Source organism: Mycobacterium sp. 852013-50091_SCH5140682 (assembly GCF_001665685.1).
GTDB lineage: Bacteria > Actinomycetota > Actinomycetes > Mycobacteriales > Mycobacteriaceae > Mycobacterium.
This window is the reverse complement of sequence record NZ_LZTB01000013.1, coordinates 1-14594: the sequence shown is the minus strand read 5'-3', so window position 1 is coordinate 14594 and position 14594 is coordinate 1. Positions and strand designations below refer to the sequence as shown.

Below are 14594 nucleotides of genomic sequence, written 5' to 3'. Positions count from 1 at the left end.
CTGGGCTAGAACCAGACTTTGCGCCCGCCGACAGGGCGGCCGACAGCGCCGAGGATCCACAGGATGACCCCGATCACCACGAGGATGCCACCGATCGTGTACAGGATCGACAACCCGGTGAAGTAGCCGATCAACAGAAGGATGATGCCGAGCACAATCATGGTCAGTCCGATCCTCTAGGTAGCAACGGAAAATCTGTCGCGAGGAGGAATTGCCAGTTTCGTCAGTTCCAAACCTGTTGGGCGCAAGTAACGCTCGCACCGGTGTCGCTGGCAGTGGGATCGGTGTGTCAAACGGGCGCGGCGCCTACCGGTCGCTGCGGCTGCAATTCGGGTTTGCCGGTTTGGCCGGCCACGTGCAGACGTCGATGAAGGTGCTGGTGTTGTACCCGCCGCCGTCGAACACGCCGTATGCGTCGCCGTGGGTTCCGGTGTAGGTGGCGCCGCCACCCGAGCTGCCGCCTGCCGATGTCACGATGGTCGTCACCTGCCAACCCTTGCTCTCGAGCGCCGACTTATAGGCGTTGAGGACGTCGTTGGGTGCGCCGTTGACTTGGTAGAACATGTGAATGCCGTTGTCGGCGATCTGATTGGGGCCCTTGGTCTGCTGGGTGTCAGCAGGCGCCGGAATCAGCGACGGCAGGTCCACGGCCGCCGGAGCTGCGGCAGGTGTCGTTGTCTGAGCCGCCGATTCCGTCGAGCCGTTGCAGGCGGAGGCCGTGAGACCGACGGCAACCGCGAGGGCTGCAAGAGCACAGGTGTTCGGGGTGACACGCATGAGTGTTCCTCTCGTCTGGCCGCACGGTAGCAACGTGTGAGCAATTGATCTCGGCAAAAGACGAAAACACTCGAAAACCGCAGACGGCGAACGAGGTCGTCGTTGACTGAGCAAACAGCTGCAGTCGAGGAATGCGACCGTCAGCACGTCTGCGTAGTGTGCAAAGTTTGCAGAGTCTGCAGAGTCTGCAGAGTCTGCAATAATCATGGTGTGGAATCCGAAGGGCTACGTCAGCGACGGCGCCGTGAGACGGCGACGGAGATCCACCGCGCCACCTTGGAACTGGCCCGCGATGAGGGCTTCGACAAGGTGACGGTCGACGCGATCAGTGCCCGCGCCGGGATCTCGCAGCGCACCTTCTTCAATTACTTCTCCAGCAAGGAAGCGGCGCTCGTACACGGGCCGTTCGAGCTTGCGGCCGATCGAGTGCGCACGTTCATCGCCGCCGGGCCCTGCAGCCCTCGGCAGATGCTCACCGATGTCATCGACCTGCTGATGGCGAACGTGGCTGAGCTGCCGCCTCAACGTGAGGTGATGAAAGAGGCGCTGACGGTGGCCTCCGAGCATCCCAGCGTCCTGGCAGCGTTCCTCGCACGGGTTGACCATCTCGCGCAACAGATCGCCGACACCATCGCCGAACGGGCCGGGGAGCGCATCGACGACGCCGATGACCCCACAGTGATTGCCGCGTTGGCTGTCACCGCTGTCCGCCTCGGCATGGACCGGTGGATGGCTACGTCACCCGGGACCGAGGGGGCGGATTCCCCGGCACCGCACGTCCGTCACATCGCCGTGCGGATGCACGCCGTCATGGAAGGTCAATCATGAAGTCGCTCAACGACAGACAGGCCCGGATTGACCTTATCGAGAAAGGCATCCTGGCGGCCGCGCGAAAGTGGGACCACGTCCGGCCAGTGTACAAACCCTATGTCGACGGGCTTGAAAACCTGCCTGTCGACGGCAGATTCCTCATCGTGGGCAACCACACCGCCGTGGCGTCGACGGAAATCGGGCTGATTCTCTATGAGGTGCAACGCCATCTGGGTATTCGTGTCCGGGCGCTGATGGATCGACAGTTCGGCAAGCTCAAGGGACTTCCCGCCGAGTTCGTCGCGGCCGGTGGCGGCATCGTGGGTGAACCTCGCGCCGCGGGAGAGTTGATGTCGGCCAACGAGCCCATCCTGGTGTTCCCCGGTGGTGGCCGGGAAATCGCCAAGGCCAAAGACGAGCTCTACACACTGCTGTGGGGGGACCGCGCCGGATTCGCCCGGCTCGCGGCCGAGCACAGCTACCCGATCGTGACCGCGGCCGTGATCGGTGGCGACGACGTGTACAAGATCCTGACAACGCGAGAAGGAGTATGGTCGCGCGTGAGCGGGCGTGCCAGCGAATTACTCAGTGGGCGAACGGATATGGCGATCCAGCTGATGCGCGGTATCGGTCCCACCCTGGTGCCGCGCCCGCAGCGCCTGTACGCCCGGTTCTCCGCGCCCATCGACACCGCACGTCCGGCGGATGTCGCGGCCGACGACTGGGTGGCCACGGTCCGGGCGAAGACCAAGTCGACACTCGAATCCGACCTGGCCGAGTTGCAGGAGATCCGTGCAGGCGACCCATTCCGCAACCTGGCGCCCTGGGCCTGGGGAGCGGCCGTGATGCCGCCTGGATGCGCCTTACCGGCTAGGTGAGCGGTGCGGCGGGGGCCTGCGGTACAGGGGAGGGCGTCGCCGCTGGTGCCGGACCCGGTGCGGCAACCGTCGCCGGGAGGTGCTGCGAGGGCGCGGGTGCGGCCGGCAGCGGCGTCAAGGTCGCGGGTGCGGCGGGTGCCGGGGCCGGGCCTGGTGCGGGTCCGGCCGCCGGCGGATTCGCGATAGCGTCGGCGGCCCAGCTGGCCTGGAGCTGGTTGGCGACGAATGATGCGCCCTTGTCGACCATGCCGGCTTCTTCGTACTGATTGTGCGCGGAGAAGCTTCTACCGTCGGATGCGCAGACGAGATCATTGTCGACGCACAGGTCGATGGTCTTGGCCGCGTAGAGCGGGCCGATGGCGATCGGTGGCTCGCTGATGGCTTTCATGAACCGCGTCGACGGTTTGCCGAAGAGGGCCACCGCGGCGACGTGATCGGAGATGTCGGGCGGCAGCGGGGTGGGCACGTCCGTCGCGTGAACGCCGTCAGGAACCACGCTGGCGGTGACGAAGCCTGCGATGGCGGCGCCTTGGGAGAACCCGCCGATCACCATCTTGGTGCGCGGGCAGTTCGATGCGGTGGCCAGGACGTGTGCGCGGGCGTCCGAGATGCCGTCGACGGCGGTCGGGAAGTCCATCGTGGCGGGGTAGTCGACCGCGTACACGCCAACGGTTTTGCCACTGAGACGCGACCGCAGGGAATTGACGAATGCTTCACCCGTGGGGCCGAGGCCCGGGTCTTCAGTGGTTCCGCGGGCGAAGATCACTTCGGCGTCGGGGCACGTGGCCGCCTGCGCGGATAACGTTGGCGCGCCCAGCAATATCGTCGGCACCGCTGTCGCGGCGCCGATCAGAAGAGCGATGTGGCGTGCCTCCACGCACACATGCTGACACATGGAAACGATGTGCGCGCGCCAGTTGAACGACATTTTATTGCTGTTCACCTGTTGAGAACCCGCAGGCACCGCTTTTTGGCGCGGTGAATCCTGTTTGCGGGCAGCACAATACGCACAGCTGTCGCGAATTCGCCGTGCGTCCGGGGGTGGACCGAAATACCACACCGGAGGCCTTGGGCCCGGACGCCGACGGTTGCGACACGGTCACAGAAGCATACCTATCGATGCATCAGGAGCAGCAACCTTCACTTCGGTCACTATCGTCACATCAGTCAGCTAGTGACGTCAATGGGACGTCGTGCCCTCTGGAAGGGGTGAGATGTCGCCGCGTCCTCGAATCGCATCACTGTCGGTGGCGTCGGCGGCCGCTATGGGGCTCGTCGTCGCAATCGGCGTCGCCCCTCCCGCGGGCGCCGAACCGTGCACGGGAGCCGCCGCCGCTGCCCAGCCGCCCGCCAACGCCGTGGCCACTCCGGCGTTGCCCGGGCTCAACCGCCCGCCAACGGGTCACCGGCCTGCCGGTGCGAATGACAGTGCGCCGCTGCCCCGATTGGGACAGCTGCCCAAGATGCTCCTCAACGCGCTCTCGCCGTTGAGCCAGCACTCCGCGCCGGTGCGCCAGCAGGCGGCGGTGGAACCACCGCCACGTCCTGTCGTTCCGAACAACCCCGCTCAGCCGAACGTGGCTCAGCCCGTTCCCAACGCGGCGCCGGCCCCGGCGCCCGAGGCCGCGCCTGCACCGGCCGCGCCCGGAACGTCACTCGTGGGTTGGGTGACCGGCCCGGACAGCCCCAACAACACCATCCAGCGGTTCGCCATCTCGGGAACAGATCTCGGGATCATGTGGGACAACGGCGATCCCGGCGCGCATCAGGTGCTGATGGCTTTCGGGGATACCTACGGTTACTGCAGCGTCCGCGGACAACAGTGGCGCTACAACACCCTGTTCCGCAGTCAGGACGGTTCGCTGTCGCAGACCATTTCCGTGCCCAATGGCGTGAAGGCCAACCGCTATTCGGGCTCGCCGGTGTGGGCGCCGGGGCTTTCCAAGCAGATCGTCAACAGCATCAAGTGGGCGCCCACCGAGGTCGGGATCATCCCGACATCCGGCGTCTCGGTCGGCAGAAATCAGTACTTGAACTTCATGTCCATCAAGCGCTGGGGCGACAACGGCTTCTGGGACACCAATTTCTCGGGCATCGCGGTGTCCCAGGACAACGGCGAGAACTGGGGGGTGTATCCCAGCAGCATCCGCGCGGTGGGTGATTCCGTGCCCAGGCTTGCCGCTGTGCCGGGCAACGAGAACTTCCAGATGGGGGCATTCCTCAAGCCAGGGCCGGGTGACCCGTACCTCTACACGTTCGGCACGCCGTCAGGGCGTGGGGGATCGGCCTACATCGCCCGAGTTCCCCAAGGCGCTGTGCCGGATCAACGACGCTACGAGTACTGGAACGGCGACAGCAATTCCTGGGTGCCCGGCAATCCTGCCGCGGCCACCCCGGTGATCCCGGGTCCGGTCGGAGAGATGTCAGCCCAGTACAACACGTACCTCAAGCAGTATCTGGTGCTCTACTGCAATGGCGCCAACGACGTCGTCGCACGCACTGCCCCTGCGCCACAAGGGCCGTGGAGTCCCGAACAGATGTTGGTGTCCTCGATGCAGTTCCCGGGCGGCATCTACGCGCCGTTCCTGCATCCGTGGTCGACGGGCAAGGAGTTGTACTTCAACCTGTCGCTGTGGTCGGCCTACAACGTGATGTTGATGAAAACCGTCTTGCCGTAACGGGTTCGACCACTTCGCCGAGACTACGGGTCTTGGCGTCAAATCCCCGAAAATGCACAAGAAACCGTAGTGTCGGCGGGAGCGCGGCACTTTCTCACAGTCGCCTACTGGAAATGCTTAAGGCGCGCCATAGGGTGCGAGATGTGACTGAGTCGTGTTCTAAAAGTGACAGAAGAAGTCCAATGTTTCCAGAGTGATATGAGTGCACGAAGGGCGCGAGATCACTTCCCAGGTGAACCTGGCGGCCCTACACGTCGTGTATTCGACGGACGATCAGAGGGATGGAGTGAAACCGTGAACATGAGCCGAACGTTCGACACGCGAACCGCGCGGATCGCCCTCCTGCTGATCCGTCGCCCCATCATGAGCCGGCGCTATCCCGCCGAGCAGGAGCGTCTGGTCACGCCACAGGAACTCGCCGCTCTCGGCAGGTAGTCCCGTAAACGTGCCACGATGAAGCCATGACGGATCAGGGCGAACGCGACTTCAACGAACGCAACATCGAGGAGTTCCGCGCCAACGGTGGCAAGGTCGGCGGCCAGTTCGAGGGATTCCCGCTGTTGCTGCTCACCTCCACGGGTGCCAAGAGCGGGGCGCAGCGGGTCAATCCGGTTGCCTACTTCGACATCGACGGGGCCATCTACATCGTCGGATCGTCAGCGGGACGGGACCGGGATCCCTCGTGGGCCTTCAATATTCGGGCCAACCCGGACGTCACGGTCGAGATCGGTACCGACGCCCCCGCGCCCGTCACCGCGCGTGAACTTCCTCGCGATGAGCGGGACCGCATCTACCAGATCGTCACGCAGCGAGCACCAGGGTTCGCCGACTACGAGACGCGCACCGATCGGGTGATTCCCGTCTTCGAACTGGTCCGCAAGTGACACTCAGGCGGTGGCCAGCGCCGTCTCGGCCACCTGCTGGGCGTCGTAGGTGTTGATCGCGACGCTGTCGAGAATGGTCTGCAGTTGTTCGGCCTGGGCGCGTGGCGTCAGCTCCGTGGACCGGTAGATACGCCCGGCGGCGCGAGCCTGTGCGCGGACCTGGCCGGTGCGCTTCATCCGCAGAGTTTCGTAGCGGCGCAACCGCTCTGGCAGTTCGTCGGGTCGTGCGCCGCGGAGCAGTACCGCCAAGGTCATGGCATCTTCGATGGCCTGGTTGGCGCCTTGCCCGAGGTGTGGAGTGACCGCGTGGGCACTGTCGCCGAGCAGGGTGATGCGATCCGATGACCAGCGGTCGAGCGGTTCGCGATCGTAGATGCCCCACCGGAAGGTCGAATCCATCGCGTCGATGATGGCGCTCACCTGGGGATCCCAACCGCGGTAGGCGGCGGCGAGTTCGGCGACATCGCCTGGCGCGGTCCAGGATTCGGCAACGGTGAGATTGGTCGGCACGAACGCGACGATATTGAGCAGCCGGCCCGCCGAAACCGGGTAGGCCAGGAAGCTCTGCCGGGGCCCCAGCCACATGGAACTGGCGTGCATGTCGGCGATCCCGTCGACCCGTTCGGCGGGAATCAAGCCGCGGTAGGCCATGATTCCCTCGCTGACCGGTTCGGCAGGCGCGGTCACCGTGCCTTGAAGACGTGAATGGATGCCGTCGGCGCCGACGACCAGATCGGCGTCGACCGTTGTGCCGTCGGCGAACTCGACGCGCACGCCGTCGGCGTGCTCGGTGGCGCCGACGCAGGATCGGCCCAGGCGCAGCGAGTCAGAGGGCAGTGTGTCGGCGAGTACCTGCTGGAACTCGCCGCGATGCAGAAACCAGGTGCGGGCCGGATCGCCGAATGACAGCGTCGACGGTTCACCCGCGATGGGCTCGGCCTGCCAGGTGCGAAAGCGGTAATGCGTCACCGGGCCGGCAACCTTCGTCAGGGCATCGCCCACGCCGAGGTGCTTGAGCACTCGCGATCCGTTGGTTGCGATGGCCACTCCGGCGCCGAGCGCCTTGAGCTCATGGGCCTGTTCGTACACGGTCGCGTCGATGCCGTTGGCGCGCAGCGCGATCGCGGCGCTCAGTCCACCGATGCCTGCGCCGATGACGGCGACTCTCGGGCCGGTCATGGTTCACCTTTCTCCGCAATACGTGTACCGATCGATACAAGATTGACTATAAACGTACCGATCGGTACAGTCAAGGGGTGGCCCGAACCGCAGATCCCGTCAAACGTGAAGAGCTGTTGAAGGCGGTCGTGGCCTATCTCGAACAGCACGGCATCGGCGATATGTCACTGGCGCCCATGGCGCAGGCGCTGGGCACCAGCAAACGGATGCTGCTGTACTACTTCGGCGATCGCGCCGAGCTGCTCACCCAGGCCCTCGACGCGAGCCGTCCGCAGCTGGGGGAGATGTTCAGTGACGTCACCACCGCACAACAGTTCACCGACGCCGCCCGCACGATGTGGCGCGAGCTGACCCGCGGGGGTGAGCGCCGCAATGTCCGGCTGCTCCTGCAGGTCCTGAGCCTGGCCGTCACCGACCCCGAGACCTACGGCGAGTCGGCCCGCACGGCGGTCGAGGTGATGATCGGACCGATCGCCGCGGCGTTGCGCACCATCGGATACGCCGACGAGGACGCTTGCGCACGTGCCACTCTCGTGGTGTCCGGGCTGCGTGGGCTGTGCCAGGACGCGCTGGTCACCAAGGACCGACCGCGGGTCGACGCCGCCGCCGACCTCCTGATCGCGGCGTCGGTCATGGGCTAGGAGCTCGAGCGCTCCAGCGCCCGCGCCACCACGCCCCGCGCCGGGCGCTGCCGAACCCTCTGCGGCCACCAGAACCACGGACCCATCAACGCCGCGATGGACGGCGTCATGAACGACCGGATCACCAACGTGTCGAACAGCAGACCCAACCCGATCGTCGAACCGACCTGTGCCACCACGGTCATCTCACTGACCACCATCGACATCATGGTGAACGCGAACACCAGGCCCGCGGCCGTCACCACCGAGCCGCTGCCGCCCATGGCCCGGATGATGCCGGTATTGATGCCCGCCGGTAACTCCTCCTTGAGCCGCGCGACGAGCAGCAGGTTGTAGTCGGCGCCCACGGCCAGCAGCACGATGACCGCCATCGCCATCACCATGAAGTGCAGCTCGATCCCGATCAGGTGTTGCCATACCAGGACCGACAACCCGAACGACGTGCCCAGCGAAACCAGCACCGTCCCCACGATCACGGCCGCGGCCACCAGGCTGCGAGTGATGAGCAGCATGATGATGAAGATCAGCGACAGCGCCGAGATGCCGGCGATGATCAGGTCGTAGTTGTTGCCTTCCTGCATGTCCTTGAACGTCGCGGCGGTGCCGCCCAGATAGATCTTGGACCCTTCGAACGGCGTGTTCTTCATGGCTTCTTTGGCGGCCAGCTTGATCCCGTCGATCAGCTTGATGCCGTCTGCCGTAAGCGGGTCGCCCTCATGGGAGATCATGAACCGCACGGCTTTTCCGTCGGGGGAGATGAAGCTCTTCATGCCGCGTTTGAAGTCGCTGTTGTTGAACGTCTCCGGCGGCAGGTAGAACGTGTCGTCGTTCTTCGAATCGTTGAACGCGTCACCCATGGCGGATTGGCCGTCCTGCATGGCCGCCATCTGATCCTGCAGACCCTTCTGGGTCTGGTACATGGTGAGCATCATCGTCTTGGTGCTCTTCATGGTCTCGATCTGCGGCTGCATCATCGCCGCCATCTGCGGCATGAGCGCGTCGAGTCGGTCCATGTCGGGCAGCAACTCCTGGATGGCCGCCGTCATGGTGTCGACGCCGTCGAGGCCGTCGAACACCGACCGCATCGACCAGCACATCGGGATGTCGTAGCAGTGCGGTTCCCAGTACAGGTAGTTGCGCAGCGGGCGCAGGAAGTCGTCGAAATCGGAGATGCTGTCCCGCAATTCGGCGACGTCGGTGACCATGACGTGGGTCTTGCCGACCATGCTGTGCGTCGTCGCGCTCATCTCCTCCATGAGCGTGATCATCCGGTCCATGATGTCGATGGTCTTCTGCATGTCGTCGGCCTGCAGCAGCATGTCGTCGGCCCGGTCGGTCAGATACTTGCGGTTCATCGTCTGCATGACCCCGCCCATGCTCATCTGGGCAGGAATCGTGCTGAACTTCAGCGGTTTACCGTCCGGACGCGTGATGGCCTGCACACTGCCGATGCCGGGCACCTGGAAGATGGCCTTGGCGATCTTGTCGATCACCAGGAAGTCGGCCGAGTTGCGTACGTCGTGGTCGGTTTCGATGAGCAGCAACTCGGGATTCATCTTGGCCGGCGCAAAGTGGCGTTCGGCGGCGGCGTATCCCGCGTTGGCGGGCAGATCGGCGGGCAGGTAATTGCGGTCGTTGTAGTTGGTCCGGTAGCCCGGCAGCGTCAGCAGCCCGACCAACGACAGCAGGATGGTGCCGAGCAGAACCGGTCCCGGCCAGCGCACGACGAAAGCACCCAAGCGTCGCCAACCCCGGATTCGCATGGCTCGCCGGGGCTCCAGCGTGCGCCCGAACCGGCTCGTCACCGTGACCAGCGCAGGCCCGAGAGTCAGCGCCGCGAACACCGCGACCACCATGCCGACCGCCATCGGGATACCCAGCGATTGGAAATACGGCAAGCGGGTGAAATGCAGACAGAACGTCGCGCCCGCGATCGTCATACCCGAGCCCAGCACCACGTGCGCAGTGCCGTGGAACATCGTGTAGTAAGCCTGTTCCCGGTCCTCGCCGTTGCCCCGGGCCTCCTGATAGCGGCCGATGAGGAAGATCGCGTAGTCCGTTGCGGCGGCGATCGCCAGCGTGACCAACAGCTGAGTGGCGAACGGTGTCAGCCCGATCAGGTTGTGATAGCCGAGGAACGCGACCACGCCACGCGCCGCCGACAACTCCAGGACCACCATGACCAGCACGATGATCACGGTGATCACCGATCGGTAGACCAGGAGCAGCATCGTGATGATCACGACGAAGGTGACCATCTCGATCATCTGGACGCTGCGGTCGGCGGAAATCTGCTGATCGGCGGCCAGTGCCGTCGGGCCGGTCACGTACACCTGGACGCCGGGAGGCGGGGACAGGCCTTTGACCAGCTTCTGGACCGACTCCACCGACTCGTTGGCCAAGGTCTCACCCATGTTGCCGACGAGATAGACCTGTACGTAGGCGGCTCTGAGGTCGTTGCTCTGGGCGCCGGCCTTGGTCAGCGGATCACCCCAGAAATCCTGGACGTGTTCGACATGCTTGGTGTCGGCCTTCAGCTTGGCGACCATGTCGTTGTAGAAGTAGTGCGCATCGTCGCCGAGCGGCTTGTCGCCTTCGAGCACGATCATCGCGGAGCTGTCGGAGTGGAACTCGTCGAAGACCACACCGACGCGCTTCATCGCGATCACCGACGGCGCCTCGTCCGGACTCATCGAGACCGACCGCATCTGTGCGACGGCCTCGAGCTGAGGCACGGTCATGTTGAGCACGACGACCAGGCCGATCCACCCGAGGATGATCGGAATGGCGAGTCGGCGAATCCAACGAGCGATCCCGGCGTGGGTCGTCGTGGATTTGCTGGGATCGGCCATCGGGAGAAATACCTTGGTATCGGATTCGGGCAGGGCTGCGGCCGACCTTATCCCGTTGAGCGGTCGTTTAGTGAGCCCCCTACGGATAGGAGATGGCGCCGAGCGCCCGCGCAGCGCTGCGCAGCTCCGCGTGAATTCCGCCGTAGGCGGCCGCAGGCGGCAGCAGCCGCTTGTCGATCTTGGTCGCCGAGCTGTAGTTCACGTCGACGACATTGGCGATCGGCGCGAGCGCGATCTGCGTCAGAAGCTGGTAGGCGTCGAGCCGGTCGAGGCCGTAGAGCTCGCCCAGCCACGTGATCATCTCCACCTGGCCGGCCCGCCACGCCTCTTCCAGCGGGCGCCCGGAACCGATCGCCAGCAGATGGGTGTCGGTCTCCAGCCGCGGCCACGCCGGGCCACCGCCGCCCTTGATGAGGTCGACGATGGCCGTGATGTTCATGGCGCCCTCGACGGCGGTACCGCACGCTTCGCCCTCGCCCTGGCGGTAGTGCCCGTCACCGAGCGAGAACAGCGCGCCCTCGACGTTGACCCGGAGATAACAGGTGGCGCCCGCGGTCATGTCCGGCGAGTCCATGTTGCCGCCGAACGCGTCGGGCACCAGTGAGCTGCGGACCTCCCGGCGCGCGGGGGCGACCCCGACGGTGCCCAGCATCGGGTTGGCGGGCAACGTCAGCTCGAAGTCGCTGCCCCGGGCCGAGAAGCCCACTGTGCGTGCGGCCGAGTCGTATTCGTAGATCCAGGTGCGCTCGGGCAACGGGTCCTGCAGGGTGGGACTGACCGGGATGCTGGTCAGCCCGCCGAAGAACGGGATCAGCGTCGACGCGCCCCAGCTGCGGGCCGGGGTGAGGTCGACCAGATGGACCGCGAGGGTGTCACCGGGCTCGGCGCCTTCGATCCAGAACGGGCCGGTCTGCGGATTGAGGTCCTCGGTGTCCAGTGCGACGGTGGCCACCGAGTCGAGGCTGGTGATGCGGCCACCGAAGGCGTCCTCGGCCCAGAGGGTCAACACCGTGCCGGGCTTGATCCGCATGACGGGTTCGGCGCCGCCGAAGGTGTAGTTCATCTGCTCGACGGTCGGCACGAAGGTGATGTGGTCCATGACGGACATCCTTACGGATACAAGGCCACTCGGCACCAGAGTTTCAGGATGACGTCGAGTCGGATACGAAAATCAATTCCAGATGGAAATTTTTTTGTCAAAGTGGCGCGCGCACAGTGCCATCCGTGGGTAGGGTGGCTCATAACTCGACCGCAGTTCCGGAGATGGTGAGGAAAGCCGTTGGTTCTGTACGTGTTTCGCTGCGACTCCGGTTGCCCCACCACCGAACGACGGTTTGCGATGGATGCGCGTCCCGACGTGATCGACTGCCCGAGCTGTAGCGGTGCGGCCCGCCGGATGATGTCGTCGCCCAACCTCGGCCGTGCCGACAAGACCGCGATGGCGCTGCAGGACTCGACGCGCGCCACCGCCGATCGTCCTGCCGTCGTCACCTCGCCCTCACCGTCGCTTCGGCGGCAGAAGGTCTCCCGTAACCCGCTTCACCAAAAATTGCCCCGCCCCTGAAGGAGGATCAATGCCCGAAGTTGTGTTCCCGCTCGATTCGACCAAGAAGTTCACCGATCAGGAGAAGCTGGGGCACAACCGGTGGCACCCGGACATTCCGGCCGCGGTCACGGTGAAGAAGGGTGACTCGTTCCGCGTGCACTGTCGCGAGTGGTTCGACGGTGCGATCGTCAACGACGACTCCGCCGACGACATCCTCAACGCGCCGCTGACGACGGTGCACGTGCTGTCCGGTCCGATCGCCGTCGAAGGTGCCAAGCCGGGTGACCTGCTGATCGTCGACATCCTCGACGTCGGGCCGATCCCGCAGGAGGATTCCGGTCCGCTGGCCGGCCAGGGCTGGGGTTACACGGGCATCTTCCCCAAGCTCAACGGTGGCGGATTCCTGACCGATCAGTTCCCCGACGCCTACAAGGCCATCTGGGACTTCTCCGGCCAGAAGGCCACTTCACGCCACGTCCCGCACGTCGAGTTCACCGGCATCGTGCACCCCGGCCTGATGGGCACGGCGCCCTCGACGGGCTTGTTGGCCAAGTGGAATACCCGCGAGGCCGCCCTGATCGCCACCGACCCCGATCGGGTGCCACCGCTGGCGCTGCCGCCCGAGCCGCGTGACGCGATCCTCGGCGGCCTCACCGGGGATGCTTTCACCAAGGCCGCCGCCGAAGCCGCCCGCACCGCCCCGCCGCGGGAGAACGGCGGCAACCAGGACATCAAGAACCTCACCAAGGGCAGCCGGGTGTTCTATCCGGTGTACGTCGACGGAGCCAACCTCTCGGTCGGCGATCTGCACTTCTCCCAGGGCGACGGCGAGATCACCTTCTGCGGCGCCATCGAGATGGGCGGCTTCATCGATCTGCGGGTCGACGTGATCCCCGGCGGCATGGAGACCTACGGCGTGGGGGAGAACGCCATATTCATGCCCGGCAACACCGATCCGCAGTACTCGGAGTGGCTGGCGTTCTCCGGCACCTCGGTCACCCTCGACGGAGAACAGCGCTACCTGGACTCGCACCTGTCGTATCAACGCGCCTGCCTGCACGCCATCGACTACCTGACGAAGTTCGGCTACAGCCCTGAGCAGGCGTATCTCTTGCTGGGTGCCGCACCGATCGAGGGTCGCCTTTCGGGCGTGGTGGACATCCCGAATGCCTGTGCGACGGTGTACATCCCGACCGCCATCTTCGACTTCCCGGTGACGCCCTCGGCATCGGGCCCGGTCACGATCGACCCGGGCATCGGAGCGCCGCACTCGTCGTTCGACTGACGACCTCCGGCTATCCTCGTTCCCGAGACCACCGCGTCCCGCCCGGGCTCGGTGAAACCGCGTCGCGCGACCGCTCCGCCTGGATACCGCGACGCCTGGTGCACCGGCGACCTGACGGTCGTCTGCCCGGATGGTGGTCGCAGACCGTGTCCAGGCGGCCGAAAGGATCGTGGAATGGCATCCCCCCACGACGCCCCGCGCGTCGGCACCCGGTTCGGGCCGTATGAACTGAGGTCGCTGATAGGCGTCGGGGGAATGGGGGAGGTGTACCGCGCCTACGACACGGTGAAGGACCGGATGGTCGCGGTGAAACTGCTCCGCACCGAGGTGGCTGCCGACCGGAGCTATCAGGCGCGGTTTCGTCGCGAGTCGCGGGCAGCCGCGCGGCTGCAGGAACCCCACGTGATCCCGGTGCACGACTTCGGCGACATTGATGGTGTCCTCTACATCGACATGCGACTGGTGGAGGGGGCCAGCGTCAAAGAAGTGCTGAGGACCAACGGCCCGCTCGATCCCGCGCGGACCGTGTCGATCGTCACACAGGTGGCGTCAGCCCTCGATGCCGCGCACACCGACGGTCTGGTGCACCGCGACATCAAACCCGAGAACGTCCTTCTCACCGGCGACGATTTCGCGTACCTCGTGGACTTCGGCATCGCCCACATCGGCGGTGAGGCGACCGTGACGATGACGGGCGTGCTGATCGGGTCCAGTGCCTACATGGCGCCGGAGCGGTTCTCCGGCGCCACCGTGGGGCCGCCCGCCGATATCTACGCGCTGACCTGCCTGCTCTACGAATGCCTCATCGGCCGGCCGCCGTTCGAGACCGGCGATCTCCGCCAGCTCATGAGCGCCCACATGTTCTCCGCCCCGCCGCGGCCGAGCATCATGCGCCGCGGCATACCGCGCGCATTCGATGACGTCATCGCCCGCGGCATGGCCAAGGACCCCACCCACCGGTACGCATCGGCCGGGGAAATGGCCAGAGCCGCCCGCGACGCCCTGTCCGGGGCACCGGCCGTCCCCTGTCTCTTATACACATCTGACGCTGCCGACGATCGCAT

The 14594-nt window shown here is 65.3% G+C and carries 15 protein-coding genes; 9 read left to right on the top strand and 6 right to left on the bottom strand.

From position 1 onward, the window contains the following. Nucleotides 1-5 precede the first annotated feature (5 nt). Together A5784_RS38140 and A5784_RS05220 are read right to left on the bottom strand one after the other, a co-directional pair. Nucleotides 6-161, bottom strand: a complete 156-nt coding sequence (locus A5784_RS38140) for a hypothetical protein (protein ID WP_156750383.1) — start codon at nucleotides 159-161, stop codon at nucleotides 6-8. Between the two features lie 145 nt (nucleotides 162-306). Further along, nucleotides 307-777, bottom strand: coding sequence for a hypothetical protein (locus A5784_RS05220; protein WP_064943009.1), 471 nt, complete (start codon nucleotides 775-777; stop codon nucleotides 307-309). A gap of 210 nt (nucleotides 778-987) precedes the next feature. Here A5784_RS05220 and A5784_RS05215 point away from each other — a divergent pair, with 210 nt between their 5' ends. After that, on the top strand, nucleotides 988-1605 hold the full coding sequence (locus A5784_RS05215) for a TetR/AcrR family transcriptional regulator (RefSeq protein ID WP_064943007.1): 618 nt from the start codon (nucleotides 988-990) through the stop codon (nucleotides 1603-1605). Further along, nucleotides 1602-2465 (top strand): lysophospholipid acyltransferase family protein, encoded by an 864-nt coding sequence (locus tag A5784_RS05210; protein WP_064943005.1) that lies wholly within the window; start codon nucleotides 1602-1604, stop codon nucleotides 2463-2465. The genes A5784_RS05215 and A5784_RS05210 overlap by 4 nt, the downstream gene beginning before the upstream one ends. On the opposite strand, the gene A5784_RS05205 is transcribed toward A5784_RS05210, so the two are convergent. Next, nucleotides 2458-3342, bottom strand: a complete 885-nt coding sequence (locus A5784_RS05205; RefSeq protein WP_232005945.1) for a cutinase family protein — start codon at nucleotides 3340-3342, stop codon at nucleotides 2458-2460. The two genes, A5784_RS05210 and A5784_RS05205, sit on opposite strands and share 8 nt — an antisense overlap. A gap of 337 nt (nucleotides 3343-3679) precedes the next feature. Here A5784_RS05205 and A5784_RS05200 point away from each other — a divergent pair, with 337 nt between their 5' ends. From A5784_RS05200 to A5784_RS05195, 3 genes are all read left to right on the top strand, one after another. After that, nucleotides 3680-5143 carry a glycoside hydrolase family 183 protein gene (locus tag A5784_RS05200; RefSeq protein ID WP_064943003.1) on the top strand — a complete coding sequence of 488 codons (1464 nt, stop codon included), beginning with the start codon at nucleotides 3680-3682 and terminating at the stop codon, nucleotides 5141-5143. A 294-nt stretch (nucleotides 5144-5437) separates the two neighbouring features. Next, a complete protein-coding gene (locus tag A5784_RS38135; RefSeq protein ID WP_156750382.1) occupies nucleotides 5438-5578 on the top strand; it encodes a hypothetical protein in 141 nt (46 codons plus the stop codon). A 26-nt stretch (nucleotides 5579-5604) separates the two neighbouring features. Beyond that, nucleotides 5605-6027 (top strand): nitroreductase family deazaflavin-dependent oxidoreductase, encoded by a 423-nt coding sequence (locus tag A5784_RS05195; protein WP_064943001.1) that lies wholly within the window; start codon nucleotides 5605-5607, stop codon nucleotides 6025-6027. A 3-nt stretch (nucleotides 6028-6030) separates the two neighbouring features. On the opposite strand, the gene A5784_RS05190 is transcribed toward A5784_RS05195, so the two are convergent. Further along, entirely contained in the window at nucleotides 6031-7206 is a 1176-nt protein-coding gene (locus A5784_RS05190; RefSeq protein ID WP_064942999.1) for an FAD-dependent monooxygenase, read from the bottom strand. A 77-nt stretch (nucleotides 7207-7283) separates the two neighbouring features. On the opposite strand from A5784_RS05190, the gene A5784_RS05185 reads away from it, so the two are divergent. Further along, entirely contained in the window at nucleotides 7284-7847 is a 564-nt protein-coding gene (locus tag A5784_RS05185) for a TetR/AcrR family transcriptional regulator (protein ID WP_064942997.1), read from the top strand. On the opposite strand, the gene A5784_RS05180 is transcribed toward A5784_RS05185, so the two are convergent. After that, nucleotides 7844-10699 (bottom strand): MMPL/RND family transporter, encoded by a 2856-nt coding sequence (locus tag A5784_RS05180; protein ID WP_064942995.1) that lies wholly within the window; start codon nucleotides 10697-10699, stop codon nucleotides 7844-7846. The genes A5784_RS05185 and A5784_RS05180 overlap by 4 nt on opposite strands. A 79-nt stretch (nucleotides 10700-10778) precedes the next feature. Beyond that, entirely contained in the window at nucleotides 10779-11798 is a 1020-nt protein-coding gene (locus A5784_RS05175; RefSeq protein ID WP_064942993.1) for an acetamidase/formamidase family protein, read from the bottom strand. Between the two features lie 240 nt (nucleotides 11799-12038). Here A5784_RS05175 and A5784_RS38130 point away from each other — a divergent pair, with 240 nt between their 5' ends. The 3 genes from A5784_RS38130 to A5784_RS05160 all read left to right on the top strand — a co-directional run. Then, nucleotides 12039-12263, top strand: a complete 225-nt coding sequence (locus tag A5784_RS38130) for a hypothetical protein (RefSeq protein ID WP_064942991.1) — start codon at nucleotides 12039-12041, stop codon at nucleotides 12261-12263. 10 nt (nucleotides 12264-12273) lie between these two features. Next, on the top strand, nucleotides 12274-13530 hold the full coding sequence (fmdA, locus tag A5784_RS05165; protein WP_064942989.1) for a formamidase: 1257 nt from the start codon (nucleotides 12274-12276) through the stop codon (nucleotides 13528-13530). 174 nt (nucleotides 13531-13704) lie between these two features. Then, nucleotides 13705-14594: serine/threonine-protein kinase (locus A5784_RS05160; protein ID WP_232005944.1), on the top strand; the 890-nt coding region annotated here is incomplete at its 3' end.